The sequence below is a fragment of the Microbacterium sp. 22215 genome, assembly GCF_052045655.1.
GTDB classification, from domain to species: Bacteria; Actinomycetota; Actinomycetes; order Actinomycetales; family Microbacteriaceae; genus Microbacterium; species Microbacterium phyllosphaerae.
On record NZ_JBQEPC010000001.1, the window covers coordinates 337,063 to 362,294 of the forward strand.

The following is a 25,232-nucleotide window of genomic DNA, read 5'->3' on the forward strand; positions in this document are numbered from 1 at the left end:
AGTTCCCTGAATACCGCCTTTGACGCACCCGCGCGCGCGAGTGCTGCCAGACAGGAGTGCCATGACCACGTGGGAGTACCTGACCACCCCGCTGCTGATCCACAACACCGCTGCGATCCTCAACAACTGGGGCAAGCAGGGGTGGGAGCTCGTGCAGGTCATCCAGGGACCCGAAGGAGGCCTCGTCGCCTACTTCAAGCGCCCGGTGACGGCAGAAGCCACGGGAAACGCCGGACTCGCTGCCGCCGCCGAGGCGTCTCGCCAGTTCGAGGGAGGTGCGGCATGAGCGTCTCCTCGCGTCTCGCCGAGCTCGGCATCGAGCTGCCCGTCGTCGCCGCCCCCGTCGCGGCGTACGTGCCGGCCGTCGTGCATGACGGACTCGTCTACACCTCGGGTCAGCTCCCGTTCTCCGGCGGCGCGCTGCCCGCCACCGGCAAGGTCGGCGCCGAGGTCGGTGCCGATGACGCGAATGCCTACGCTCGGACCTGCGCCCTGAACGCTCTCGCGGCCGCCGCCGCGGCAGCCGGTGGCGTCGACAGGATCGCCGGAGTCCTCCGGGTCGGCGGATTCGTGGCATCCACGCCCGATTTCAGCGGTCAGCCCGGCGTGATCAACGGTGCGAGCCTCGTGCTGGGCGAGATCTTCGGCGAGGCCGGACAGCACGTCCGCGCGGCCGTCGGGGTGCCGGTGCTGCCCCTCGACAGCCCGGTCGAGGTCGAGGTCACCTTCATCCTCGCCTGAGCCCGCTCTCACGAAGAACGCCCCCACCCGATGAGGACATCGGCTGGGGGCGTTCTTCGTCGGACTACTTGACCTGAGCCGAGATGATGCTCATCACAGCCGTGTCGGCCAGGGTCGTGGTGTCGCCGACCTCGCGGCCCTCTGCGACATCGCGCAGCAGTCGCCGCATGATCTTGCCGGAGCGTGTCTTCGGCAGCTCGCCGACGATGTAGACGTCGCGGGGCCGTGCGATCGCACCGATCTGCTCGCCCACCCACAGGCGCAGCTGCTGGGCGAGGCCGGCCGGGTCGTGAGCCGAGAGGTAGCTCTCCTTGATGATCACGAACGCGACGACGGCCTGGCCGGTGGTCTCGTCTGCGGCGCCGACCACCGCGGCCTCGGCCGTGGCCTCATGCGCGACCAGGGAGGATTCGATCTCGGCCGTCGAGAGGCGGTGGCCCGACACGTTCATCACGTCGTCGACGCGTCCGAGCAGCCAGAGGTCGCCGTCGGCATCCAGGCGCGCTCCGTCGCCGGCGAAGTAGTAGCCCTGCTTCTCGAACTTCTCCCAGTAGGTCTCGCGGTAGCGCTCGGGGTCGCCCCAGATGCCGCGGAGCATGCTCGGCCACGGCTCGGTGATCACGAGCAGGCCGCCGTTGCCGTTGCCGACCTCGACGCCCGACTCGTCGACGACGTCGATGGAGATGCCGGGGAGGGGGACCTGCGCCGAACCGGGCTTGGTCGCGGTGACGCCGGGAAGCGCCGAGACCATGATCGCGCCCGTCTCGGTCTGCCACCAGGTGTCGACGATCGGCGTCTTACCGGCGCCGATCACATCGCGGTACCAGATCCACGCCTCGGGGTTGATGGGCTCGCCCACCGATCCGAGCAGTCGCAGCGACGACAGATCGAAGTTCGCGGGCACGCTGCGACCGATCTTCATGAACGAGCGGATCGCGGTCGGCGCTGTGTAGAAGATCGAGACCTTGTACTTCTCGATGATCTCCCACCAGCGACCGGGGTGCGGAGCATCCGGAGTGCCTTCGTAGATCACCTGGGTCGCGCCGTTGGCGAGGGGGCCGTAGGTGACGTAGCTGTGGCCGGTGATCCAGCCGATGTCGGCCGTGCACCAGTAGACGTCGGTCTCGGGGTGCAGGTCGAACACGTACTTGTGCGAGTACGCGGCCTGGGTGAGGTAGCCGCCGGACGTGTGCAGGATGCCCTTCGGCTTTCCGGTGGTGCCCGAGGTGTAGAGGATGAACAGAGGGTTCTCGGCAGGGAACGCCTCAGCGGTGTGTTCGGGGGATGCCGTGGGAACGACCTCGTGCCACCACAGGTCTCGGCCCTCGTGCCACTCGACCTCGTTCTCGCCGCGGCGGACGACGAGCACGTGCTCGACCGTCTGCTGTTCACCGTCGCCCCGGTCGGCGAGGGCCTGGTCGACGGCGGGTTTGAGAGCGGACACGCGACCCTTGCGATAGCCGCCGTCGGCGGTGATCACGAGCTTCGCGCCGGCGTCATCGATGCGCGAACGCAGGCTGTCGGCGCTGAAACCGCCGAACACGACCGAATGGATGGCTCCGACGCGCGCGACGGCGAGCATCGATGCGACTGCCTCGGGGATCATCGGCAGGTAGATCGCGACGCGGTCGCCGTGGCCGACGCCGAGGCCCTCGAGCACGTTGGCGACGCGCTTGACCTCTTCGGTCAGCTCGGCATAGGTGATCGAGCGGGAGTCGCCGGGCTCGCCCTCCCAGTGGAGCGCGACGCGGTCGCCGTTGCCCGCCTCGACGTGGCGGTCGAGGCAGTTGTAGGCCACATTGAGCTCGCCGTCGTCGAACCATTTCGCGAACGGGGGCGTCGACCAGTCGAGCACCTGCGTGAAGGGCTTGTGCCACTCGAGCAGCTCGCGCGACTGCTCTGCCCAGAACGCCTCGCGGTCTGCCGCGGCGTTCTCGTACAGGGCCGGTGACGAGACCGACTGGGCGACGAATTCGTCGGACGGCGGGAACTGGCGGGTCTCATCGAGAAGATGGTCGATCTGGCTGCTCATCGGCAGGCGCTCCTTTGCGGCATGGCAGGTACTGCGGGCATGACCGTACGGGGGCACGATCAGGTCAGGGCGAATCTAGTCCCGGCCACCGACGTCGCATACTGTCGAAAGTAGGTAGTGCGACGGGTTTTGTCAGGACGCTTGCCTTGCGTACACTCGACGACAGCCGAATTCTCATTCTGGCCTTGGCGTGCCCGATTCCCCCATCAGGGGACGCCGTGGGCGGCATCTCATTCCCCCCGTGAGGTGCCGCCCTTCTCTGCATGTGAGCGCTCCCAGGGCCCACCTGATCGATGCACCGCAGTCGGTATCGGTTCTGCACGGATGCGGCGGCGACGCAGTTGCCCACAGGACACGTCCGTGCCGGACGCAGCGACGGATGCCGGTCGGTCATGCCGCCTACCTTCGGGGGATGCCTGATCCCTTCGTCATCCGCCCGCGTGCCGCGTCGGCACCGAGCCCCGGCGTGCCTGCCGTCGGCCATGCCCCGCTCGACATCGACCCGGTCTTCGGGCCGCTCGCGGAGTACTGCCGCGATGACGACGTCACCGACATCTTCGTCAACGGAGCCGCCGGTCTCTTCGTCGACCGGGGCCACGGCGCAGAACCGGTGCCGGCGTGGAGCGCCTCCGAACGCGAGGTGCGCGATCTGGCGGTCGCGCTCGTCGGACTCGGGGGCCGACATCTCGACGACCAGGCGCCGTGCGTCGACGTGCGACTGCAGACCGGCATCCGCGTGCACGCGGTGCTCGCGCCGATCTCGACGTCGGGGACGGCGCTGTCGATCCGCGTGCCGAGAGTGCGTGCCGCCGATCTCGATGCCCTTGCGGCCCTCGGGGCGTTCGACGCGCGGCAGCACAGCTGGCTGCTCACCTTGGTGGCCGAGCGCGCGAACATCCTCATCACCGGCGGCACAGGCACGGGCAAGACCACTCTGCTCTCCGCTCTGCTGTCGGCGGCGCCCGCCTCGGAGCGGATCGTCACGATCGAGGACGTCGCCGAGCTGCGACCGAGGCACCCGCACCACGTCGCGCTCGAAGCGCGGCAGTCGAATCTCGAAGGTGCAGGTGGCATCAGCCTGGCCCGTCTCGTGCGGGAGTCGCTGCGCATGCGGCCGGATCGGCTCGTCGTGGGGGAGTGCCGAGGGGAGGAGGTCAGAGAGCTGCTGACCGCGCTGAACACCGGGCACGACGGAGGAGCGGGCACTCTGCACGCGAGCGGTCTGAACGATGTACCCGCGCGGCTCGAGGCGCTCGGTGCGCTCGCCGACATGGATGCCACGGCACTCGCCCGTCAGGTGGTGAGCGCGTTCACCGTCGTCCTGCACCTGGAGCGCTCGCCCGGAGGGCAGAGGCGAATCACGCAGGCCGGGGAGTTCGCCGTGGTCGGCGACCGACTCGGCATCGCGGAAGTGCGACCGTGGTGAGGGGGAGGGCGCGGCGGGAAGAGCCGAGCGGCGGGGCCGACGCGGCGACCTCGGTGCAGACGCTCGCCGTGCTGCTGCAGGCCGGGGCGGTCCCGATGGTCGCCTGGCATCACCTCGCCTCGATCGGCGACGCGCATGCCGCAGCGGTCGTCGAGCGCGTCGACGAGGGTGTTCCGCTGGTCGCCGCGATCGAGGCCGAGGGCGGCGCATGGCGAGACCTCGCCGCCGCCTGGGAGATCGCGACGACCGTGGGCGCCCCGCTCGCCGAGGTGCTGCGGATGATCGCTGAGACGCTCCGCGACGCCGCTGCGGCAGCCGACGACGTGCGCATCGCGCTGGCCGAGCCGGCGGGCACGGCGCGACTGCTGCTGTGGATGCCGTTCGCGGGGCTTCTGCTCGGCTTCGCCCTGGGGTTCGACACCCTGGGCGTGATCGTCGGCACTCCGGCCGGGGCCGGATGCGTCGTCGCCGGACTTCTGCTCGTGCTCGTCGCGCGTGCCTGGACCGCAGGACTTCTCAGGCGTGCCCGGCCGGAGCCCGGCACCCCGGGGATGCACGCCGAGCTGATGGCCGTCGCGCTGTCGGGAGGTGCATCGATACCGCGCGCGCTGCGCCTCGTGGCGGAGACCCCCGCGACGAGAGGCGGTGATGCCGCCCGCATCCGTTCGGTGCTCGAGCTGTCGACGTCGGCGGGCGTGCCGGCCGGTGAACTGCTGCGTGCCTCCGCCGCACAAGACAGGCATGCCTCTCGAATCGATGGCCGCATGCGAGCAGCCAGGCTCTCGACGAAGCTCCTCATCCCCCTCGGCGTCTGCACGCTGCCGGCGTTCCTGCTGCTCGGCGTCGCCCCTCTGCTTCTCAGCGTGCTCGCCTCGACCCCGCTGCCGCTGTGACCGCTGCCGCTGTGACCGCTGCCGCAACCCACCGGATGCACGTCGCATCCACCCACAGAAAGAAGGAACCCATGAACGCCGTCCCTCCGCTCACCCGCCGCCGCGCTTCCGCTCTCTTCGGGGACGACACCGGCGCAGCCACCGCCGAGTACGCGATCACGACCATGGCCGCCGTCGCCTTCGCCGGACTGCTCGTCGTGATCATGCGCTCCGACGAGGTGCGAGGCATCCTCACCGACCTGGTGCGTCGGGCCCTCACGGTGTCGTGATGCTCCCCGACCGAGACGCTGAACGAGGATCCGTGGCGGCAGAGCTCGCGCTCGCCCTCCCGGCGGTCGTCCTCGCCCTCCTGCTCGGAGCGGGAGCACTCGGCGCCGCCGCCCGGCAGGTCGCGCTGCAGGATGCGACCGCCGATGCCGCACGGCTTCTCGGCCGAGGGGAGGACGATGGGGCAGCGGCGCAGGCTGTGACCGCAGCTGTGCCCGGAGCGGGGATGACGAGCTCGTCCTCCGGAGACCTCGTGTGCGTGTCCGCGCGCACCGACTACGCGATCGGCGGATTCATCAGGCTCGGATTGCAGGCGTCGAGTTGCGCGCTCGGTGGCGGACTCTGATGCCCACGACCGGACGGAGGGTGCGCTGATGGCCGGATCAGCTCTCGCCGCAGGGCTCCTCTCGGTCGCGGCTGCCCTCTCTCTGGGGCTCGCGGCCGTCGGGGGAGCGGCGGTCACGGCGCAGCGCGCAGCCGGGGCCGCCGACGCTGCAGCGCTCGCCGCAGCGGACGCCGCCAGCGGAGCGATCGCGACAGGCGACGACCCGTGCACCCTTGCCGCACGCGTGGCTGCGGCGTCGGGGGCGACACTCATCGCGTGCGCCCTCGACAGCTTCGTGGCGACCGTGCAGGTGAACGCGGCGTACGCTGGACTCGCTGCCGTGTCCCGAGCCCGTGCTGGGCCACCCGAGGGATCCTGACGGCGGCACGAAGCACTTTCCCGCGAAAATGCAGGCGACCTCTGTGACCAACCCATCACGGCGGTGTGTATGGTGTGCTTCGAAGAAAGGATGCTCCCTTGGCTGAAGGCAAGAAGCTCGTCATCGTCGAGTCTCCGACGAAGATGCGGTCGATCCAGGGGTACCTCGGCGATGGCTACGAGGTGCTCAGCTCGGTCGGACACATCCGCGACCTCGCAGACAAGAAGGACATCCCCGCGGCCGACAAGCAGGCCTACGGGAAGTACTCGATCGACGTCGACAACGACTTCGACCCCTACTACGTGGTCTCCGATCGCAAGACGAAGACCGTCGCCGAGCTCAAGCGTGCGCTCAAGACGGCCGACGAGCTTCTGCTCGCCACTGATGAGGACCGCGAGGGCGAGGCCATCGCGTGGCATCTGCTCGAGACCCTGAAGCCCAAGGTCCCGGTCAAGCGCATGGTCTTCCACGAGATCACCAAGGACGCGATCCAGGCTGCCATCGGCAACACCCGCGAGCTCGACACCGACCTCGTCGACGCGCAGGAGACGCGCCGCATCCTCGACCGCCTCTACGGGTGGGACGTCTCGCCCGTGCTCTGGTACAAGGTCAAGACCGGCCTTTCGGCAGGACGCGTGCAGTCCGCCGCGACCCGCATGATCGTCGAGCGCGAACGCGAGCGCATGGCCTTCGTGTCGGCCGAGTACTGGGACGTCGAGGCGCTCGCCTCGTCGTCGTCCGGATTCAAGGTGCGCCTGGTTCGCGTCGACGGTGGCCAGCTCGCCCGCGGCACGGACTTCGACGACGACGGAAAGCTCAAGAAGGCCGTCGTCATCCTCGACGAGAAGAAGGCCGCTGCTCTGGCGCACGCTGTCGACGCGGCTGGCACCGGTGCGGTGACGAAGGTCGAGGCGAAGCCCGGAACCCGCAGCCCGTACGCCCCCTTCACGACCTCCACCATGCAGCAGGAGGCAGGACGCAAGCTCTCGATGAGCGCCAAGCAGGCGATGAGCGTCGCCCAGCGTCTGTACGAAAAGGGCTACATCACCTATATGCGTACCGACTCCGTGGCGCTGAGCACGCAGGCGGTGCAGGCTGCGCGCAGCCAGGCCGTCGCGCTCTATGGCGACTCGGCGGTGCCGCTCAAGCCCCGCGTCTACAAGTCGAAGAGCAAGAACGCGCAGGAGGCGCACGAGGCGATCCGACCCTCGGGCGAGAACTTCCGCACCCCGAAGTCGGTCGCTTCCGAGCTCGACCGCGAGGAGCACCGTCTCTACGACCTGATCTGGAAGCGCACCGTCGCCAGCCAGATGGCCGACGCCAAGTACGAGACCACGACGGTCACGATCCTCGTCGATGCGGCGGGGCAGAAGGCCGAGTTCACGGCATCCGGAACCGTGTACACGTTCAAGGGCTTCCTCGAGGCCTATGAAGAAGGACGCGACGAGAAGCGCAACGACAAGGACACCGACGAGAACCAGTCGCTGCCGATCGTCGCCGTCGGCGACGAGCTGCGCATGTCGGAGTCCGAGGCCAAGGGGCACCGCACGACCCCGAAGCCGCGCTACACCGAGGCATCCCTGGTCAAGGCGCTCGAGGAGCACGGCATTGGACGCCCCTCGACGTTCGCGAGCATCATCGGCACCGTGATCGATCGCGGCTATGCGACCAAGCGCGGCCAGGCCCTCGTGCCCACGTGGCTCGCGTTCAGCGTCGTCCGTCTGCTCGAAGAGCACTTCGCCGACCTCATCGACTACGACTTCACGGCCGCGCTCGAAGACGACCTCGATGCGATCGCCCGCGGCGAGCAGAAGCGCGTCGAGTGGCTGCGCTCCTTCTATTACGGCTCGGACTCGCACGTCGGCCTGCGTCAGACCGTCGACAACCTCGGCGAGATCGATGCGCGTGCTCTGAACTCGACGCCGATCACCGAGACGGCGACGCTGCGTTTCGGCAAGTACGGTCCGTACCTCGAGGTCGCGAACCCCGAGGCTCCCGACGAAAAGCCCCGCATCGTCAACGTGCCCGAGGATCTCGCGCCCGACGAGCTCACGGCGGCGAAGGCGCAGGAGCTCATCGATGCTCCCGTCGCCGGCGATCGCGTGCTCGGAACCAACCCCGACAACGGCAAGATCGTCGTCGTCAAGGACGGACGCTTCGGTCCGTACGTGCAGGAGACCGACCCGGTGTCCGACGACGCCGCGGTCGACGAGGCGACCGGCGAGGTCGTCGAGGCGCCCAAGCCGAAGCGCGGCGCGAAGAAGGATGCGGCACCGAAGCCCCGCACCGCCTCGCTGTTCCGGTCGATGTCGGTCGACACGATCGAGCTCGACACTGCGCTGCAGCTGCTCAGCCTGCCTCGCGTCGTGGGTGCCGACCCCGAGACCGGCGACGAGATCACCGCGCAGAACGGCCGTTTCGGTCCGTACCTCAAGAAGGGCACGGACTCCCGGTCGCTCGAGAGCGAATCGCAGATCTTCGACGTGACCCTCGAGAAGGCCCTCGAGATCTACGCTCAGCCGAAGTATGGAGCGGGATCCCGCCGTGCGTCGAGCGCGCTCGCCGAGTTCGAGGCCGACCCGGTCAGCGGCAAGCCGATCCGCATCCGCGACGGTCGCTTCGGCGCGTACGTCACGGATGGCGAGACCAACGTGACGATCCCGCGCGGCCAGAAGGTCGAGGACATCACCTTCGAGATCGCCGTGCAGATGCTGGCGGACAAGCGTGCGAAGGGGCCGGCTCCCAAGCGGGGCGCGGCCAAGAAGGCTCCCGCGAAGAAAGCTCCCGCGAAGAAAGCTCCCGCGAAGAAGACCACCGCCGCGAAGGCATCTGCGACGGATGCCGAGAAGGCTGCCGCTCGTTCCGCCGCGGCCAAGAAGGCAGCGGCCACACGCGCCGCGAACGCTGCGAAGAAGGCCGGTTCGTGACGTCGGATTCCGGCGTCTGGATCACGCTCGAAGGCGGAGACGGCTCGGGCAAGACCACCCAGTCGAACCTGCTCGCCGAGTGGCTGATCGACGCTGGCCGCACGGTGGTGCGCACCCGCGAGCCCGGCGGCTCGGAGGTCGGGCAGCTGATCCGCGACATCGTCCTGCACCATCGCGGTGACATCGCCCCGCGTGCCGAGGCGCTTCTTTATGCCGCAGATCGGGCGCACCACGTGGCGACGATCGTCCGGCCGGCGCTCGCCCGCGGTGAGGTCGTGCTGCAGGATCGATACCTCGACTCTTCCGTGGCGTACCAGGGGGCTGGCCGTGTGCTCGACGGCGACGAGATCCGCAACCTCTCGCTGTGGGCCGCCGAGGGTGCGCTTCCCGATCTCACCGTGCTGCTCGACCTCGATCCCGAGTCGGCACGCGTGCGCCTCGACTCCGCAGACAAGCCTTTCGATCGGCTCGAGGCCGAGAAGACCGAGTTCCATGCGCGCGTGCGAGACGCGTATCTGCGCCTCGCGGATGCGGAGCCCGAGCGGTTCCTCGTGCTCGACGCCTCGGCGACACCCGAGGCCATCGCCGCTCAGATCCGCGAACGCGTCTCGACCCTGCTCGGCTGAGGGCTTTCGCGCCCGCCTGTCGCGCATTCGACCACGCCCGTCGAGCCATCCGCGGGCTCCTCGTCGTTCGGCGCGCTCGCCTCAGGCCGGGAGTGCCGCCGACGTCGGCGCTCCCGATTAGGCTGAGACCATGCCCCAGACTGTCGCCGCCCCGTTTCCGTGGGCCGATGTGTGGGGGCAGGACGCCGCGGTCGAGACGCTGCGCAACGCGGCATCCGACCCGACGGCTCTGTCGCATGCGTGGCTCATCACCGGGCCTCCCGGGTCAGGGCGCTCCACGCTCGCCCACGCCTTCGCCGCCGCACTGGTCGCGGATCATCCCGACGACGAAGCGGCGATGCGACAGGTGCTCGCCGGAACCCACCCCGACGTGACGGCGCTGCGCACCGACAAGGTCATCATCACGATCGCCGAGGCCCGCGCCCTGGTCGAGCGTTCGTACTTCGCACCGTCCGCGGGGCGCTACCGGGTGATCGTCGTCGAGGATGCCGATCGCATGGTCGAGCGCACCTCCAACGTCCTCCTGAAGGCGCTCGAGGAACCGCCCGAGCAGACCGTCTGGATCCTCTGCGCACCCAGTGAGGCCGATCTGCTGCCCACCATCCGCTCGCGGGTGCGCTCGCTGCGACTTCGCGAGCCCGACGTCGCAGACGTGGCGCGGCTGATCACGCTGCGCACCGGGGTCGACGAGGCGATCGCCGAACAGGCTGCACGGCATGCGCAGCGTCATATCGGCATGGCCCAGCGTCTGGCGACCGATGACGCCGCGCGCAGGCGCCGCGACGAGACCCTGCGATCCGTGCTGGGGGTGCGCGGGGTCGGCGACGCGGTCGAGGTCGCCGGGCGCATCATCCAGGCGGCCACAGACGATGCCAAGGCTCTCACCGCCGAACGCGATGCGGCCGAGCGCGCCAATCTGCTGCGCATGGTCGGCGTCGCAGAGGGGCAGGCAGTTCCGCCAGCACTGCGCAGCCAGATCTCCGCGCTCGAAGACGATCAGAAGAAGCGTGCGACCCGGAGCCTGCGCGACGGCATCGACAGGGTCCTGACCGATCTGCAGTCGCTCTTCCGTGATGTGGTCATGCTGCAGTTCGGCCGGGACGGCGAGCTGATCAACCGTGAGCTGCGCGAAGAGCTGGCGGCGCTGGCGGCCGCATGGCCCGAGACCCGTACCCTTGTCGTACTCGACCACCTTGCCGATACGCGCCAGTCGCTGGAGCGCAACGTCGCACCACTGCTCGCCCTCGAGAGCTTGCTCGTGACTGTCACGAGCGGGAGGACACCGTGAACACTCGACCGACTTCCCGCATCCGACGCGCCGTGGCGGTGGTCGCCGGTCTCGCCGCCGCATCCGTCGCACTGTCCGGGTGTCTGTACGCGATGATCCCCGAGGGCGCCGAGCCCAAGCCTTCGGTCACCAACGCACCCGACACCGAGGGCGTCGCGCAAGACCTGATGCCGTTCTACGGGCAGACGCTCACGTGGACCGAGTGCGGCACGGGATTCGACTGCACCGACGTGACCGCGCCCCTCGACTGGGAGAACCCGGGCGACGGCGAGATCACCCTCTCCGTCGTGCGCCATCAGGCCACGGGGACCGCGCAGGGATCCCTGCTCACGAACCCCGGAGGGCCCGGCGCCAGCGGTGTGGAGCTCATCCGCGACAGCCTCGACTTCGCGGTCGGCGCCGACCTGATCGAGAACTACGACGTGATCGGTTTCGATCCCCGCGGTGTCGGACAATCGACCGCCGTCACCTGCTTCGATGCCGCAGGCATGGACGACTACCTGTACTCGATCCCCGACGCACCCCGCGGCAGCGAGGACTGGGAGGCCGAGCTGCTCGAGGCGCACAAGGAGTTCGCCGACGCGTGCGAGGCGAACAGCGGTGGCATCCTTCCCTACATCACCACCATCAACGCAGCGCGCGACATGGATCTCATCCGTGCGGTTCTCGGTGACAAACAGCTCAACTACCTCGGCTACTCGTACGGCACGTTCCTCGGTGCCACCTATGCGAACCTCTACCCCGAGAAGGCGGGGCGCCTCGTGCTCGACGGCGCGATCGATCCGGCGGTGTCGGGTCTCGACGTGGGCGCGACTCAGGCGCTGGGGTTCGAATCGGCCCTGCGCGCGTACATGAAGGACTGCCTCGACTCGGGGGAGTGCCCGTTCAACGGCACTGTCGACGAGGCGATGGCCGACCTCGGCGCTCTGCTCTCGAGCGTCGATGCGAACCCGCTCGAGAACGGCGACGGGCGGATGCTCGGAGCCGACGCCCTGATGACCGGGATCATCGCGGCGCTCTACTCCGCCGACAGCTGGCAGTACCTGACCCAGGCCTTCGACGAGACGCTGCAGGGCGACCCGACAACGGCGTTCTTCCTCGCGGACTTCTACAACGGGCGCGAGGACGGCGCCTATCTCGACAACTCGAGCGAAGCCTTCCGCGCGTACAACTGCATGGACTACCCCGTCGAAGACGACCCCGCCGCCGAGGCCGCGAGCGACGCGAAGATCGCCGAGGGCGCGCCGACCATCGCGCCGTACTGGGACGGGCCTGACTCCTGCTCGGTGTGGCCGTACCCGCCCACCGGCACTCGGGGCGAGATCACCGCAGAGGGTGCGGGGCCGATCCTCGTCGTCGGTACCACCAACGATCCGGCCACACCGTACGAGTGGTCGGAGTCGCTCGCCGACCAGCTCGAAGAGGGTGTGCTGATCACTCGCGTCGGCGAGGGACACACGGGATACAACAAGGGCAACACGTGTGTCGACAGTGCTGTGGAGGCCTTCCTCCTCGACGATGTCGTGCCCGAAGACGGCCTTCGCTGCGAGTGAGTCGGGCTCGATTCGCGGTGCGGCTCCGGAACGGGTAATATCGATGATCGCGCCGCTTTAGCTCAGTCGGCAGAGCATTTCACTCGTAATGAAAAGGTCGTCAGTTCGATTCTGACAAGCGGCTCCAGCAGGCCCCGTGATCTGAAAAGATCACGGGGCCTTATGGTTTCCTCTGACAGGCGCTCTCAGCGGCGGGTGCTCAGCGCCATCCTCACGCGCCGCCAGAAGGGCTCGGAACGGAATCCGGGCTCGTCTCGACGAGCGTGAGCAGACACCAGGACGGCAGTCGCACCGGTGACGATCGCGAACATCGGACCGACCCAGGGCGTCTGAGACGCCAACGCGAGACCACCCGCGGTGACCGCCCCGACGATGAGCGCGCCCGCTGCGACTCCCATCCACCGTGCCGGGCCGGTGAGAGGTGCGCCGAAGGACAAGCCGGCGCTCACGGCGAGAGCCGCTGTCGTGACGCAGACGACGGTGGCGAGCTGCACCTCCGACATCAGCGACGCCCCTCTGAACGCGCGAGGCTCAGCACTTGATCCTCCAGATCACTCCCGGAATGGGAGCCGCAGTGAAGAACAGGCACGACCGCGGGCTGTCGCTCTGGGCGAGATTCGCCTGCACGCTCATGTATCCGGCGAATGCACCGCAGGCGACGGTGAATCCGGGGGCACCGCGTGCGAAGATCGCGCACATCGAGCCGGCAGCACCCAGGTCCCTGACCCGGGAGGTCTCGGTGCGAGAGAGTTTCATGCCCCAGGCTGGTGCGTACCAGATCCAGCTGGGATCGGCGACGATGGGGTAGGCAGTCGATTCGTCGGGCTCGACCACCTGCACCAGTTCCTTTCCGTGGATCTCGTAGTGGGTGTCGACGCTGGCACCGTTCGCATCCACGGCCCAAGGCGCGTCGACGTTGACGAAGTCGCCCGCGGCGTTGACGAACACGACTTCTCCGGTGTCGCTCTCGTACGGGCGGTAGCCCTGCATCCGGTAACCGAACTCATGCGCGCTCGATGGATCCGCGATCACCGTCTGCACGCGGGTCGAGCCGTCTGCCAGCGTCTGCACCGCGACCGCGTCGGCCGACCCGTCGGCGGCGGGGTAGACCACGGTTCCGTCGTCCGTCACGACACCCGAGCCCACGGCGATCTCGTCGGGAAGGGCGATCCTCGCGGTCTGCGTCCCGTCAGCGCCGGCGACCGTGACGACGATGTCGCCGTCCGGTGAGAGCGGCACCGCCGCGCTCGTGTCGTTCGCGCTCGTGAGCACCTGTCCGTCGTCGACGATGCCCGGTTTCGCCAGGTCGGATGCGGGAGCTGCTGCCCCGATGGCCTCGGAGGCCTGCTCGGCGCGCGAGGTGTCATCCTCTGCCTGCGCCGGAGCGCCTATCGATGTCGCGAGTACGACCATGGTCAGGAGCGAGGCCACGAACCCCAGTTTTCTTCGTGCCACTGTTCTCACCTTTCTCTATACATGAAGACGTTATGTCTTCGTTCGGGGTCACTCTAAGCGTGTATGAGGTTTCCGATCTAAGACTCCTGGCCAGAGATCGTCGGCGTCCACGTGGACCTGTGGCCATTCTCCGCAGATCGCATGACGACGGATGCGTAATGCACAGGCGTACCCTCGAACCATGAGCAGAGCGCTTCTGATCGTCGATGTGCAGAACGACTTCACCGAGGGCGGTGCGCTGGCCGTCGAGGGCGGCGATGCGGTCGCATCCGCCGTCTCCGTCTTCCTCGAGGCCCACGCCGATGACTACGACGTGATCGTCGCGTCACGGGACTGGCACGACCCCGACGGGGACAACGGCGGTCACTTCGCCGAAGCCCCCGACTTCGTCGACACGTGGCCCGTCCACTGCGTCGCGGGCACGAACGGTGCCGAGTACGACCCCCTGCTGGTGACCGACGCGGTCACGCACCACGTGCAGAAGGGTCAGGGGAAGCCCGCCTACTCGATGTTCGAGGGTGCGACGGAGAAGGGCGACACCGTCGCGGCGATCCTCACGAGCGCGGGCGTGCTGAGTGCGGATGTGGTCGGGATAGCCACCGACCACTGCGTCCGCGCATCCGCCCTCGACGCGATCGCGCACGGTGTGCAGGTGCGGATCCTCACCGACCTCGTCGCGGGTGTCGCTCCCGAGCCGAGCGAGGCGGCGCTCGCGGAGCTCGCTCATGCGGGCGCCACTCTGATCGAGAGCGGCGCTGCGTGACGCGCAGTGCCCTGCTGCTGCGCGCGGTCAACGTCTCCGGGCGCAACCGCGTGCCGATGGCGGAGCTGCGGGAGGCGCTCGTCCCGGTGCTGGGGGAGGTGTCGACGTACATCGCGAGCGGGAACATCGTGTGCGCGCATCCGGACGATCCGTCATCCGCGTGCGCGGAGGTCCGCGCGCTGATCGCCCGTGAGTTCGGCGTCGACACTCCTGTGATCCTGCGGACCCACGAGGCGCTCGTGCGTGCCCTCGACTCGCACCGCTTCGACGGGGCATCCGAGAAGCTGCTGCACGCGATGTTCCTCGAAGGGCGCCCCGCGGCCGGGGCGATCGAAGCGTTGCAGCAGCGTCTCGTGCCGGGGGAGCGGATCGCGCTCGTCGGCGACGATCTCTGGATCGACTACGCCGAGGGTGGCGTGCACAGCACGAAGCTCACCAAGGCGGTGCTCGACCGTGCGCTCGGAGTCGCCGGCACGGCTCGCAACCTCCGCACGGTGCGAAAGCTCGCCGAGCTCACGGCATGAGCGGATCGACGTGCCGAGCCTCGCGGCTGAGCGCTGTCGGCGGAACCTGCGGGTGCGACTGCAGGTCGACCCGTCGCGTCGCGCAGTCGCCGCACCGCACGTAGACGACGACGCCTTCGCTCGTCGGATGCCTCGACTCGACGAGCCAGGCGTGCTCGTGCGCGGTTCTGGTCGGGTGGGGGATCGGCAGGGTGTTCAGCGAGGTCATGCATCCAGCGTGATGTAATGGCCTTATGCATCTCAACCCTTACGGCGAGTATGCGGTGCTGTTGGCCGCATCGCTCGCCGACGACTTTCCCGCCGATCGCGTCGGGATCGAGGCGAGAACGCTCGAGATGGGCATGACGATGACATTCCCGCCCGCACCTGATGATCACGAGCGGGTGCGTGAGGTCGTCGACGACTGGTTGCGGATCGTCGACGAGCGGGATCCCTCGGCGAGGGCCGAAGTGCTCAACGCCCAGATGGCAAGGGCTGCGGCGTATCCGCGCCTCACGAACCACGACGGCGAGGGATGGCATCTGCACTACCGAGACGACGTGCAGTCACTGCCGTACGTGCTCCGGGCGATCTTCGCGGTCGGCACGTCGCTGCACCTCGTCACGCGCGGCATGGATCGCCTCGGTCGCTGCGAGGCGTCGCCGTGCACGAACGTCGTCGTGGATGTGACGCGCAACGGTCGGCAGCGCTTCTGCTCGGTGCGCTGCGCGAACAGAGCGGCGGTCCGGCGTCACAGGGCGCGCGCGGGCGCCTGACGCCGGACCGCCGGATGCTCGGTTCAGATCACGCGGTCTGCTCGGCGTGCCGCCCTTCGGCGACCTCTTCGATCAGCTTGGCGTTGAAAGCGGGCAGATCGTCGGGAGTGCGACTCGAGACGAGGCCCGCGTCGACCACGACCTCCTCATCGACCCAGGTCGCTCCGGCGTTGCGGAGGTCGGTCGCGAGACTCGGGTAGCTCGTGAGCGTGCGTCCGTCGACGACGCCGGCCTCGATCAGGATCCAGGCGCCGTGGCAGATGACGGCGACGGGCTTGTGCTGCTCGAAGAACGAGCGGGCGAGGTCGATCGACGGCTTGTCGAGCCGCAGGTGATCGGCGTTCACCACTCCGCCCGGAAGCACGAGCGCATCGAATTCGTCGGCCTTCGCCGTGTCGGAGGTCAGGTCGACGTGCTGCACATGACCGTTCTTGCCGGTGATCTGGAGTCCTTCGGGTGCGATCAGCGTGGCGCTCGCGCCCTCGCCCTGCACCGCTTCCCAGGGACTGGTCAGCTCGCTGTCCTCGAATCCGTCTGTGGCCAGGAATGCCACTCGGCTGTCGGTGAGAGTCGCCATGATGCGTCCTTTCGTGGAGGTGGAGGTCCCGGTGGGGATGACTCGACACTCTCGCAGGTGCCGGATGCCGTGAAGGGGGTGGCCGGATGGCTCCGGCGGTGATAACGGTGGGCCCCGTGGGGCTCGAACCCACGACCCGCGGATTAAAAGTCCGATGCTCTGCCAACTGAGCTAGAGGCCCGCCCCTCCAGTCTAGGGCGCAAAGAAGGAGCCGCTGACGACGTGTCGCCAGCGGCTCCTTCTCCATCTCACCGTCCTCCCCCTGAGTGGCGAGATGGTGTGTGCCGAGTCCTGCCTCGGCGTCCCATGGCTTACTCAGCCGGGGGCATCAGAACCGAGTCGATGAGGTACACGGTCGCGTTGGCGGTCTTGACGCCACCGCAGATGACCTTCGCGTCGTTGACCATCAGGTCGTCGCCGCTGCCGGTGACCTCGAGGTCAGCGCCCTGGACGGTGGCGTGCGTGCCGTCGATGTCCGAGGGAGCGATCTGGCCGGGGACCACGTGGTACGTCAGGATCGAGCTCAGCGTGGCGCTGTCGGTCTTGAGAGCCTCGATGGTGGCCGGGTCGATCTTGGCGAAAGCGTCGTCGACCGGAGCGAAGACGGTGAACTCGTCACCGTTCAGCGTGTCGACGAGGTTGACGTCGGGGTTGAGCTGACCGCTGACTGCGGCGACCAGGGTCTTGAGAAGCGGGTTGTTGGACGCGGCGGTGGCGACCGGGTCAAGAGCCATGCCCTCGACCGATCCTGCGCCGTCCGGCACTGCCTCTGCGTATGCGGCGCAGCCGGGGCCGACGAGGTCCGCGGCCGGGTCCATCGTCTCGGGAGCAGTCGTCTCGGACGACTCCGGTGCCGTCGACTCCGACGGCTCGTCGGTGGTTCCGCCCATGGAACATGCGGAGAGCAGGAATGCGCTCGCAAGGCCGAGGGTGATGGCTGCGGTGACCTTCTTCTTGGTGCTGAACATCTCGAGCTCCTTCAGAACTTTGCCACGGCCTCTCCGTGGCGTTGACAGCTGTTCGGAGCCCCTCCGAGATCGGATGGGAAATTCTCGAAAGAAATCTCAGACCGCCCCGATCCAATCCGTTTCGGGGGTCGGTCGCGAACAGCTTTCAACGAGAAGCACTTAAGAGGACACGAGGGCGACGCGGACGATGTCGGCGCCGACCTTCTCCTCCACAACTTTTCCGTCACTTTCAGGTGGCGGTTGCAGGGGAAAGCGCGGGGATGCGGCATGCTGGTTGAGATGGTCATCGATGGGATGGACGTACCCGAAGACGGTACGCCGAGGGATGCTGTCGCTGACCTGCTCTTCCGCATCGGCGACGGAGATCAGCGCGCGTTCGCCGAGCTCTACGACTCGCTCTCGTCGAGAGTGTTCGGGCTCATTCTCCGTGTCCTCGTCAACCGCTCGCAGAGCGAAGAGGTGCTTCAGGAAGTTTTTCTGGAGATCTGGCAATCCGCTACGAAGTTCGCTCCGAACAAGGGGCAGGGAAGAACCTGGGTGATGACGATCGCGCACCGTCGTGCGGTCGACCGGGTACGGGCGTCCCAGTCCAGCGCGGACAGAGACGTACGGGCCGGGTTCAGGGATATCGGGGTCGCGCACGACAGTGTCGCGGAAACGGTGGAACTGGGCATCGAGAGCGAGAAGGTGGTTCACGCGCTCTCCGGTCTTCCCGAGGCACAGCGCGAAGCCCTCGTACTGGCCTACTACGGCGGATACAGTCAAAATGAAGTCGCGGCGCTCGTGGGAGCACCGCTGGGGACGATCAAGACACGGATGCGAGATGGGCTCTCGCGCCTGAGGACAGCTATGGGGGTGACGGCATGAACGAGCAGGAATTCGCGGAACTCGCGGCAGGAGCAGCGCTCGACGCGTTGTCGCCCGACGACCAGCAGCGGTATCACTCCGCACTCGCCGCGCACCCTGAGTGGCAGCGGATCGCCGATGAGGATGCCGACACTGCGGGACTCCTCTCGGGTGGGGCGACCCCGGTCGTACCGTCGCCCGACATCCGTGCGGCGCTCCTCGCCCGCATCGCGATCACTCCGCAGAACGGCGATGTGATCCAGACGGTCTCTGCACCGGACACCGTCCCCGAGGGACTCCCGGATGCCGGGCAGAAGCCGCTCGGTGCGGAATCGACTCCCAAGGCACCGGTCCGTCGTCTTCGCATCCTCTTCGCGCTCGCCGCGTGCCTCGCTCTGCTCGTCGGAGTGGGGGCCGGAACGGTCGCGATCAACACGTACCTGAATCGTCCGGCGAGCGTGATCGCTCTGCAGGACATCCAGTCGGCCGATGACGCCCAGCAGGCCTCCGTCACGCTCGAGAGCGGAGGCACGGCCACCGCGCACTGGTCGGCATCGCTGGGCAAGTCCGTCCTCGTGACCGACGGAATGCCGTCGCTGCCCGAGGGCGAGACGTACGAGCTCTGGTACGTCCGCGGAGACACTCCGGTGTCCGCGGGCGTGTTCGCCGCCGATGGCGGGGATGCGACGGCCGCGCTCGCCGGCGACATGCACGCGGGCGACGTGATCGCCGTGACGGTGGAACAGGCCGGAGGATCGCCCTCGGGATCTCCGACCACCGACCCCGTCGTCGTGATCCCGACCGCCTGACGCGGCGGATCGCGCGTACCCTGGACTGATGCCTGAGCAGTTCTCCCGTCCGGTGCGCCGACCCACCAGCGCCTTCGACAATATCGTCGGCACCCACGACCCTGCGGAGGAGACGCGGATCGCGCACGCGACCGCATCCGCTCTGCTGACGCGTGTGCGCGCGGACGAGAGTGGTGTGAGCGCCGATCGCCTCGTGGCGTTCACCGCGGAGCACGGCATCGACGAGATCGCGGAGCTGTGGTCGAAGGCGCCGTCTCGGACCCTCCCCGGAGCCCTGTGGCGCCTGTATCTGCTGCAGCTCGCGATCCACGGCGATCCGCAGACGGCGGCCCTGCTCTACGAGCGGGGTCGGGTCGAGCTGGCCTCGGCAGACGCGGTGATCGCCGGTGCGCCCGCTCCGGCGAGCCCGGATGAGCTGGTCGCGCTGATCGACACGATCCTGCGTGGCGCGTTCCGCGGCGACTTCGCCGTGGCGCTCGACCGGGCCGCGGCCTTCTGTCGGCTGCAGGCATCCGGGGCGACCCACACCGCCGACGACTACGAGGCCACCGAGCCGGCACGCGCGAGCGAGCTCACGACCAGGGCGCTGCGGCTGAGCAGCTACGCGCAGGATCTGTCTGCTTCAGCGGTGCTGTGGAGGATGGACGCGCTGTCCTGAGCCCGCGACGGCCGCGAGAGGATCTGCGCCCGGACATGAAAGGACCGGGCCGCAAGAACGCCTCTCGGCGGAAGGCCGCTCGCAGCGGCAAAAATTGGAGCCCGGGGTTATGCGGCCCGGCCACTCCAGTGTAACAAGATCGCACCGCTGCTATTCCCGGAGCCCTAGGCTCGGATCATGACCCGGCGCTTTGCTCTCATGATCGATCCTGCGGCCGCTGACGCAGACCGCTCCGATTTCGCAGACACGTTCACTCTCGTCGATGCAGCGGCTCCCGCCCTGAGCGTGGGCGAGCTGAGCACCCAGCGCGGCGACGGCGTGTTCGAGTCGATCGGTGTCGTCGACGGACACGCGCAGGAGGTGATCCCACACCTCGAGCGGCTCGCGCACTCGGCGCAGCTGTGCGACCTGCCCCTGCCGAACCAGGCCCAGTGGCGCCAGGCGATCGAGCAGGCCGCGGCGCACTGCGAGCGGGGCGAGTACGTCATCAAGCTCATCCTGAGCAGGGGAGTGGAGCACGGGCCGACGCCGACCGCGTGGGCGACCGCGGCGCCGGCATCCGACTTCTCCGAGGTGCGCGAGCGAGGCATCCGCGTGGTGACCCTCGACCGCGGATACGACCTCGACGTCGCCGAGAGCGCACCGTGGCTGCTGCTCGGAGCGAAGACCCTCTCGTATGCGGTGAACATGGCGGCGCTGCGCGAGGCGCACCGGAGGGGAGCGGATGACGCGATCTTCCTCTCCCGCGACGGCTTCGTGCTCGAGGCGCCGACGGCGTCGCTGATCCTACGTCTGGGAGATCGATTCGTCACACCTGCGCCGAACGGCGGCATCCTGCACGGAACGACCCAGCTCAGCGTCTACGAGTACCTCGCAGGCCGCGGCTCGGATGCGGAGTACGGCACGATCCCGGCATCCGACCTCTCGCGTGCGGATGCCGCATGGCTCGTCTCGAGCGTGCGACTCGCCGCCCCGATCACCGCGGTCGACGGCGTCGACCTGCCGGTCGACCACGCTCTCACGGCCGAGCTGAACCGGTACCTGCTCTCGCCCCGCGACTGACCCCGGCCGGCTTCCGACCCCACAACCGGGCAGACGAATGAGGGCCCGACGCCGTAGCGTCGAGCCCTCACCTCATGAACCGGCGGATGCTTATCCGAAGCGGCCCGAGACGTAGTCTTCGGTCGCCTGCACCGACGGGGTGGTGAACATCGTGCGGGTGTCGTCGTACTCGATGAGCTTGCCGGGCTTGCCGGTGCCGGCGATGTTGAAGAAGGCCGTCTTGTCGGAGACGCGGCTGGCCTGCTGCATGTTGTGCGTCACGATGACGACCGTGTACTGGGACTTGATCTCGGCGATGAGCTCCTCGATCGCGAAGGTCGAGATCGGGTCGAGGGCCGAGCAGGGCTCGTCCATGAGGATCACGTCGGGTGACACGGCGATCGCACGCGCGATGCAGAGACGCTGCTGCTGACCGCCGGAGAGGCCGGAGCCGGGGCGGTCGAGGCGGTCCTTGACCTCGTTCCAGAGGTTCGCGCCGCGCAGCGACTTCTCGACGAGGGCGTCCTGGTCGCTCTTCGCCATGCGCGTGTTGTTGAGCTTGACGCCCGCCAGCACGTTCTCCTTGATCGACATCGTCGGGAACGGGTTCGGACGCTGGAACACCATGCCGACCTGGCGACGCACCAGCACGGGGTCGACTCCGGCGCCGTAGAGGTTCTTCCCGTCGATCAGTACCTCGCCCTCGACGCGCGCACGGGGGATGACCTCGTGCATGCGGTTGAGCGTGCGCAGGAACGTGGACTTGCCGCAGCCGGACGGGCCGATGAATGCGGTCACGGTGTTGGGCTTGATGTCGATGCTGACGCCTTCGACGGCGAGGAAGTCGCCGTAGTAGACGTTGAGGTCGTTGACTTCGATGCTCTTTGACACGGGGGAATCCTTCTTGTTCAGTCGGGTATGACGGCTCAGCGGCCGTTGATCTTGGGAGCGAACACCTTGGCGATGATGCGGGCGAGCAGGTTCAGCACCATCACGATCACGATCAGGGTGAGGGCTGCGGCCCATGCGCGTTCGAGGTAGGCGTCGACGGGGATGCCCGGGTACTTGGCCTGCATGTACGAGAACACCGGTAGTGTCGCCATCTGCCCGCCGAACATGTTCAGGTTCATGCCCTGCACGATTCCGACGGTGAGCAGCAGCGGCGCGGTCTCGCCGATCACGCGCGAGATTGCGAGCATGATGCTGGTCAGGATTCCCGCGATCGCGGTGGGCAGCACGACCTTGAGGATCGTCAGCCACTTCGGCACGCCGAGCGCGTAGGCGGCCTCGCGGAGCTCGTTCGGGACGATCCGCAGGAGCTCCTCCGAGCCGCGCACGACCACGGGGATCATCAGCACCGACAGGGCGAGCGAGCCCATGATGCCCATCCGGGTGCCGGGGCCGACGATGAGCGAGAACACCGAGTAGATGAACAGACCGGCGACGATCGACGGGATGCCGGTCATGACGTCGACGAGGAACGTGATGCCGCGGGCCAGCTTGCGTCCCTCGCCGTACTCGACGAGGTAGATCGAGGTCATCAGACCGATCGGCACCGAGATGATCGTCGCGCCCAGCGTGATGAGGAGCGTGCCCCAGATGGCATGCACGGCGCCGCCGCCCTCGCCGACGATGTTGCGCATCGAGAAGCTGAAGAACTCGCCGTCGAAGCGCATGAGGCCGTTGACGACCACCGTGTAGAGCAGCGAGATCAGGGGGAGGAGCGCGACCACGAATGCGCCGGACACCAGCGCTGTCATGAGCCGGTCGATCGCGTGGCGGCGGCTCTCGACCACGGTGGAGATCACGAGGATCAGAACCATGTAGAAGATGAGGCCGACCACGAGGGTGAGCGCGATGTTGAAGTCGGCGGGATCGTTGCCCGCGTTGACGAAGGCGAAGATCGTGGCCGATACGACGAAGGCGACCAGCAGCAGTGCCCAGGGCGCCCACTTGGGCAGGTGTCCCGCCGACGTGCTGTGCACCGGCGCCGCGACGGACGCGGAGGAGGGCGAGGGCGTGAGGGTGGCGGTCATGTCAGTTGGCTCCCGAGAACTCGGCACGGCGCGAGACGATCCAGCGGGCCACGAAGTTGACCGCGAAGGTGACGATGAAGAGGATCAGACCCGCCGCGATGAGCGTGTTGACACCCTCGTCATGGGCCTCGGGGAACCGCAGTGCGATGATCGCGGGGATCGTGGTGGGGTTCTCCGGGTTGATGAGGTTGAACGTGATGATGCCCAGAGGTGAGAGCACGAGGGTCACGGCCATGGTCTCGCCGAGTGCGCGGCCGAGGCCGAGCATGGCACCCGACACCATTCCGCTGCGTGCGAAGGGCAGCACGGCCATGCGGACCATCTCCCAGCGGGTGGCTCCGAGCGCGAGAGCGGCCTCCTCGTGGAGCTTCGGCGTCTGCAGGAACACCTCACGGCAGATCGCGGTCATGATCGGCAGGATCATCACGGCGAGGACGAGGGATGCGGTGAGGATCGTCTTTCCCGTGCCCGAGGGCGTGCCGCTGAAGATCGGGATCCAGCCGAGGTTCTCGTTGAGCCACTTGTAGAAGGGCACGAGCATCGGGGCGAAGGTGAGGGCTCCCCAGAGGCCGAAGACGACCGACGGGACCGCCGCGAGCAGGTCGATGATGTAGCCGAGGAAGCCGGCGAGGCGCCGCGGGGCGTAGTGCGAGATGAACAGCGCGATGCCGATCGCAATGGGTGCCGCGATCACCAGGGCGATGAAGCTCGACCACAGCGTTCCGAAGACGAACGGCCAGACCCAGGACAGGAACGACTGGCCCTCGAGGATGTGGTTGCCGCTCGTGTCTCCCGACAGGGCAGGGATCGACTGCACGATGAGGAACAGCGCGACGGCGGCGAGCGTGACGAGGATGATGATTCCCGCGGCCAGCGCGGTGCCCGAGAAGACGAGGTCTCCCCGTCGGCGCAGCTTGGGGGGTGTCCCGGCTGAACGGGTGGTATCGGGACCCGTTGTGGTTGTGGACATCGGAGCGACTCCAGGCTCTGAGGGACTTTCGGGGGTTTTCATGCGGGTGCCCCCGGGTGTCGGTCNACACCCGGGGGCGTCGGACCGGGGCTCAGCGGTGGGCTGAGCCGTCGGTCACTCCGTGACGATCGCGTCGATCGCGGTGCTGATCTGGTCGCGCAGGCTGTCCGAGATCGGCGCGCTGCCGGCGGCCTCGGCTGCGGCATCCTGGCCCTCGGCCGAGGCGACGTACTGGAAGTACGCCTTCACGAGGCCGGCGGTCTCGGCGTCGTCGTACTCGACGCAGCCGATGAGGTACGACACGAGCGCGATCGGGTAGGAGCCTGCCGGTGCGGCGGCGGGGTCGACGGCGAACGCGAGGTCGTGGTCCGAGCGGCCCTCCTCGAGCGGCGATGCCTCGACGAGCGCGGCTGCGGCGTCTGCCGAGTAGGGGACGTACTCGCCCTCGACCTCGACGGCGACCTGTCCGAGCTCGGAGGTGCGCGACGCATCGGCGAAGCCGATGTAGCCGGAGCCGTTGGTGATCGCGTCGACGACGCCCGAGGTGCCGTCGCCGGCCTCGCCGGTCTGCAGCGGCCACTCGTCGCTGGGCTCGTAGGTCCACACGTCGGGGGCGACGGCGCTGAGGTACTTGGTGAACGTCTCCTGCGTGCCCGAGGGGTCGGAGCGGTGCACGGTCACGATGGCCTGGTCGGGCAGGTCGACGCCCTCGTTCTGCGAGGCGATCGCGTCGTCGTTCCACTTCGTGATGGTGCCCGCGAAGATCTTGGCGATGGTCTCGCCGTCGAGGTTCAGCTCGTCGACGCCATCGAGGTTGAAGGCGACCGCGACGGGGGAGATGTAGACGGGGATCTCGACGATCTCGTCGGATGCGCAGGAGCCGAAGCCGCCCGCGGCGAGCTCGTCGGCGTTGAACGCACGGTCCGAGCCGATGAAGTTCGACGAGCCGGCGATGAAGTTCTCGCGGCCGGTGCCCGATCCGGTGGCGGTGTAGTTGACCGTGGTGTCAGGGTTCGCGGTCTGGAACGCGGCGACCCACGACTGCTGCGCGGCCTCCTGCGAGGAGGCGCCGGTGGCCTCGATGGTGCCCGAGAGGGTGGACTCTGCGGGCGCGTCGGTGGAGCCGCCGGTGCCGCCTTCGTTCGCGGCACAGCCGGCGAGAGCGAGAGCGGCGACGGCGCCGATGGCGCCGATACGTGCGATTCGGGAGATCTTCACTGTGGATCCTTCGATCATGGATGGGTGGGGCCCGGTGCAGGGCACACAGTGACGCTATGCGCGACGGTTAACGAGACTCTCCCGGGCAGGTGAACGGAAGGTGAACGGCGCGCGACTCTCTGGGGTGGGCACCCGGACGCACTCGTGTCTCGCTC

28 protein-coding genes and 2 tRNA genes are annotated in these 25,232 nt (G+C 68.1%); 19 read left to right on the forward strand and 11 right to left on the reverse strand.

Annotated elements, in window-relative coordinates; translation table 11 throughout:
• Positions 1-61 precede the first annotated feature (61 nt).
• Both ACTJKH_RS01705 and ACTJKH_RS01710 read left to right on the forward strand, forming a co-directional pair.
• Positions 62-286: a hypothetical protein gene (locus ACTJKH_RS01705; protein ID WP_440735514.1), complete on the forward strand. Its 225-nt coding sequence runs from the start codon at positions 62-64 to the stop codon at positions 284-286.
• On the forward strand, positions 283-741 hold the full coding sequence (locus tag ACTJKH_RS01710) for a RidA family protein (RefSeq protein ID WP_210098638.1): 459 nt from the start codon (positions 283-285) through the stop codon (positions 739-741). Before ACTJKH_RS01705 ends, ACTJKH_RS01710 begins: the two co-directional genes overlap by 4 nt.
• Before the next feature lie 64 nt (positions 742-805).
• On the opposite strand, the gene acs is transcribed toward ACTJKH_RS01710, so the two are convergent.
• On the reverse strand, positions 806-2,773 hold the full coding sequence (acs, locus tag ACTJKH_RS01715) for an acetate--CoA ligase (protein WP_440735515.1): 1,968 nt from the start codon (positions 2,771-2,773) through the stop codon (positions 806-808).
• Between the two features lie 412 nt (positions 2,774-3,185).
• Between acs and ACTJKH_RS01720 the strand changes: the two genes are divergently transcribed.
• The 10 genes from ACTJKH_RS01720 (at position 3,186) to ACTJKH_RS01765 (ending at position 12,584) form a co-directional block, all read left to right on the forward strand.
• The gene (locus tag ACTJKH_RS01720; RefSeq protein WP_440735516.1) at positions 3,186-4,199 is read left to right on the forward strand and encodes a TadA family conjugal transfer-associated ATPase; all 1,014 of its coding nucleotides are present in this window, start codon (positions 3,186-3,188) and stop codon (positions 4,197-4,199) included.
• Positions 4,193-5,092 (forward strand): type II secretion system F family protein, encoded by a 900-nt coding sequence (locus ACTJKH_RS01725; protein WP_440735517.1) that lies wholly within the window; start codon positions 4,193-4,195, stop codon positions 5,090-5,092. The genes ACTJKH_RS01720 and ACTJKH_RS01725 overlap by 7 nt, the downstream gene beginning before the upstream one ends.
• A 71-nt stretch (positions 5,093-5,163) precedes the next feature.
• A complete protein-coding gene (locus ACTJKH_RS01730) occupies positions 5,164-5,361 on the forward strand; it encodes a DUF4244 domain-containing protein (protein ID WP_440735518.1) in 198 nt (65 codons plus the stop codon).
• Complete coding sequence (locus ACTJKH_RS01735; RefSeq protein WP_440735519.1) at positions 5,361-5,705, forward strand: TadE family type IV pilus minor pilin; 345 nt, start codon at positions 5,361-5,363, stop codon at positions 5,703-5,705. Before ACTJKH_RS01730 ends, ACTJKH_RS01735 begins: the two co-directional genes overlap by 1 nt.
• 28 nt (positions 5,706-5,733) lie before the next feature.
• On the forward strand, positions 5,734-6,063 hold the full coding sequence (locus ACTJKH_RS01740; RefSeq protein ID WP_440735520.1) for a helicase: 330 nt from the start codon (positions 5,734-5,736) through the stop codon (positions 6,061-6,063).
• Between the two features lie 98 nt (positions 6,064-6,161).
• On the forward strand, positions 6,162-8,990 hold the full coding sequence (topA, locus tag ACTJKH_RS01745; RefSeq protein ID WP_440735521.1) for a type I DNA topoisomerase: 2,829 nt from the start codon (positions 6,162-6,164) through the stop codon (positions 8,988-8,990).
• Entirely contained in the window at positions 8,987-9,616 is a 630-nt protein-coding gene (tmk, locus tag ACTJKH_RS01750; protein WP_440735522.1) for a dTMP kinase, read from the forward strand. Before topA ends, tmk begins: the two co-directional genes overlap by 4 nt.
• A gap of 130 nt (positions 9,617-9,746) precedes the next feature.
• Complete coding sequence (locus tag ACTJKH_RS01755; protein WP_440735523.1) at positions 9,747-10,904, forward strand: DNA polymerase III subunit delta'; 1,158 nt, start codon at positions 9,747-9,749, stop codon at positions 10,902-10,904.
• Positions 10,901-12,457 (forward strand): alpha/beta hydrolase, encoded by a 1,557-nt coding sequence (locus ACTJKH_RS01760; RefSeq protein ID WP_440735524.1) that lies wholly within the window; start codon positions 10,901-10,903, stop codon positions 12,455-12,457. Before ACTJKH_RS01755 ends, ACTJKH_RS01760 begins: the two co-directional genes overlap by 4 nt.
• Positions 12,458-12,508: 51 nt before the next feature.
• Positions 12,509-12,584 (forward strand) — tRNA-Thr (locus tag ACTJKH_RS01765).
• A 58-nt stretch (positions 12,585-12,642) separates the two neighbouring features.
• Here the strand turns inward: ACTJKH_RS01765 and ACTJKH_RS01770 are convergent.
• Positions 12,643-12,960: a hypothetical protein gene (locus tag ACTJKH_RS01770; RefSeq protein ID WP_440735525.1), complete on the reverse strand. Its 318-nt coding sequence runs from the start codon at positions 12,958-12,960 to the stop codon at positions 12,643-12,645.
• 28 nt (positions 12,961-12,988) lie between these two features.
• Positions 12,989-13,912: a hypothetical protein gene (locus tag ACTJKH_RS01775; protein ID WP_440735526.1), complete on the reverse strand. Its 924-nt coding sequence runs from the start codon at positions 13,910-13,912 to the stop codon at positions 12,989-12,991.
• 181 nt (positions 13,913-14,093) lie between these two features.
• On the opposite strand from ACTJKH_RS01775, the gene ACTJKH_RS01780 reads away from it, so the two are divergent.
• Together ACTJKH_RS01780 and ACTJKH_RS01785 are read left to right on the forward strand one after the other, a co-directional pair.
• Positions 14,094-14,675 carry an isochorismatase family protein gene (locus tag ACTJKH_RS01780; RefSeq protein ID WP_440735527.1) on the forward strand — a complete coding sequence of 194 codons (582 nt, stop codon included), beginning with the start codon at positions 14,094-14,096 and terminating at the stop codon, positions 14,673-14,675.
• On the forward strand, positions 14,672-15,199 hold the full coding sequence (locus ACTJKH_RS01785) for a DUF1697 domain-containing protein (protein WP_440735528.1): 528 nt from the start codon (positions 14,672-14,674) through the stop codon (positions 15,197-15,199). Before ACTJKH_RS01780 ends, ACTJKH_RS01785 begins: the two co-directional genes overlap by 4 nt.
• Here ACTJKH_RS01785 and ACTJKH_RS01790 read toward each other — a convergent pair.
• The gene (locus ACTJKH_RS01790) at positions 15,189-15,407 is read right to left on the reverse strand and encodes a hypothetical protein (RefSeq protein WP_440735529.1); all 219 of its coding nucleotides are present in this window, start codon (positions 15,405-15,407) and stop codon (positions 15,189-15,191) included. The genes ACTJKH_RS01785 and ACTJKH_RS01790 overlap by 11 nt on opposite strands.
• A gap of 25 nt (positions 15,408-15,432) precedes the next feature.
• Here ACTJKH_RS01790 and ACTJKH_RS01795 point away from each other — a divergent pair, with 25 nt between their 5' ends.
• Positions 15,433-15,954, forward strand: coding sequence for a CGNR zinc finger domain-containing protein (locus ACTJKH_RS01795; RefSeq protein ID WP_440735530.1), 522 nt, complete (start codon positions 15,433-15,435; stop codon positions 15,952-15,954).
• A 28-nt stretch (positions 15,955-15,982) separates the two neighbouring features.
• On the opposite strand, the gene ACTJKH_RS01800 is transcribed toward ACTJKH_RS01795, so the two are convergent.
• The 3 genes from ACTJKH_RS01800 to ACTJKH_RS01810 all read right to left on the reverse strand — a co-directional run bounded on the left by ACTJKH_RS01800 (position 15,983) and on the right by ACTJKH_RS01810 (position 17,499).
• Positions 15,983-16,531: a type 1 glutamine amidotransferase domain-containing protein gene (locus tag ACTJKH_RS01800; protein WP_440735531.1), complete on the reverse strand. Its 549-nt coding sequence runs from the start codon at positions 16,529-16,531 to the stop codon at positions 15,983-15,985.
• 108 nt (positions 16,532-16,639) lie between these two features.
• Positions 16,640-16,712: transfer RNA gene (locus ACTJKH_RS01805), tRNA-Lys, on the reverse strand.
• A 130-nt stretch (positions 16,713-16,842) separates the two neighbouring features.
• On the reverse strand, positions 16,843-17,499 hold the full coding sequence (locus ACTJKH_RS01810; protein ID WP_259162109.1) for a fasciclin domain-containing protein: 657 nt from the start codon (positions 17,497-17,499) through the stop codon (positions 16,843-16,845).
• A gap of 267 nt (positions 17,500-17,766) precedes the next feature.
• On the opposite strand from ACTJKH_RS01810, the gene sigK reads away from it, so the two are divergent.
• The 4 genes from sigK to ACTJKH_RS01830 all read left to right on the forward strand — a co-directional run bounded on the left by sigK (position 17,767) and on the right by ACTJKH_RS01830 (position 20,874).
• Positions 17,767-18,366 carry an ECF RNA polymerase sigma factor SigK gene (gene sigK / locus ACTJKH_RS01815; protein ID WP_210098619.1) on the forward strand — a complete coding sequence of 200 codons (600 nt, stop codon included), beginning with the start codon at positions 17,767-17,769 and terminating at the stop codon, positions 18,364-18,366.
• Positions 18,363-19,154, forward strand: a complete 792-nt coding sequence (locus tag ACTJKH_RS01820; protein ID WP_440735532.1) for an anti-sigma factor — start codon at positions 18,363-18,365, stop codon at positions 19,152-19,154. The genes sigK and ACTJKH_RS01820 overlap by 4 nt, the downstream gene beginning before the upstream one ends.
• Positions 19,155-19,182: 28 nt before the next feature.
• A complete protein-coding gene (locus tag ACTJKH_RS01825; protein WP_259162106.1) occupies positions 19,183-19,812 on the forward strand; it encodes a DNA-directed RNA polymerase subunit beta in 630 nt (209 codons plus the stop codon).
• A gap of 177 nt (positions 19,813-19,989) precedes the next feature.
• On the forward strand, positions 19,990-20,874 hold the full coding sequence (locus tag ACTJKH_RS01830; RefSeq protein ID WP_440735533.1) for an aminotransferase class IV: 885 nt from the start codon (positions 19,990-19,992) through the stop codon (positions 20,872-20,874).
• A gap of 90 nt (positions 20,875-20,964) precedes the next feature.
• On the opposite strand, the gene pstB is transcribed toward ACTJKH_RS01830, so the two are convergent.
• The 4 genes from pstB to pstS all read right to left on the reverse strand — a co-directional run bounded on the left by pstB (position 20,965) and on the right by pstS (position 25,077).
• Positions 20,965-21,744 (reverse strand): phosphate ABC transporter ATP-binding protein PstB, encoded by a 780-nt coding sequence (gene pstB, locus ACTJKH_RS01835; protein ID WP_440735534.1) that lies wholly within the window; start codon positions 21,742-21,744, stop codon positions 20,965-20,967.
• A gap of 35 nt (positions 21,745-21,779) precedes the next feature.
• Positions 21,780-22,889 (reverse strand): phosphate ABC transporter permease PstA, encoded by a 1,110-nt coding sequence (gene pstA, locus ACTJKH_RS01840; protein WP_440735535.1) that lies wholly within the window; start codon positions 22,887-22,889, stop codon positions 21,780-21,782.
• A 1-nt stretch (position 22,890) separates the two neighbouring features.
• On the reverse strand, positions 22,891-23,859 hold the full coding sequence (gene pstC, locus ACTJKH_RS01845; protein WP_440735536.1) for a phosphate ABC transporter permease subunit PstC: 969 nt from the start codon (positions 23,857-23,859) through the stop codon (positions 22,891-22,893).
• A 114-nt stretch (positions 23,860-23,973) separates the two neighbouring features.
• The gene (pstS, locus tag ACTJKH_RS01850; protein WP_440735537.1) at positions 23,974-25,077 is read right to left on the reverse strand and encodes a phosphate ABC transporter substrate-binding protein PstS; all 1,104 of its coding nucleotides are present in this window, start codon (positions 25,075-25,077) and stop codon (positions 23,974-23,976) included.
• Positions 25,078-25,232: the final 155 nt, after the last annotated feature.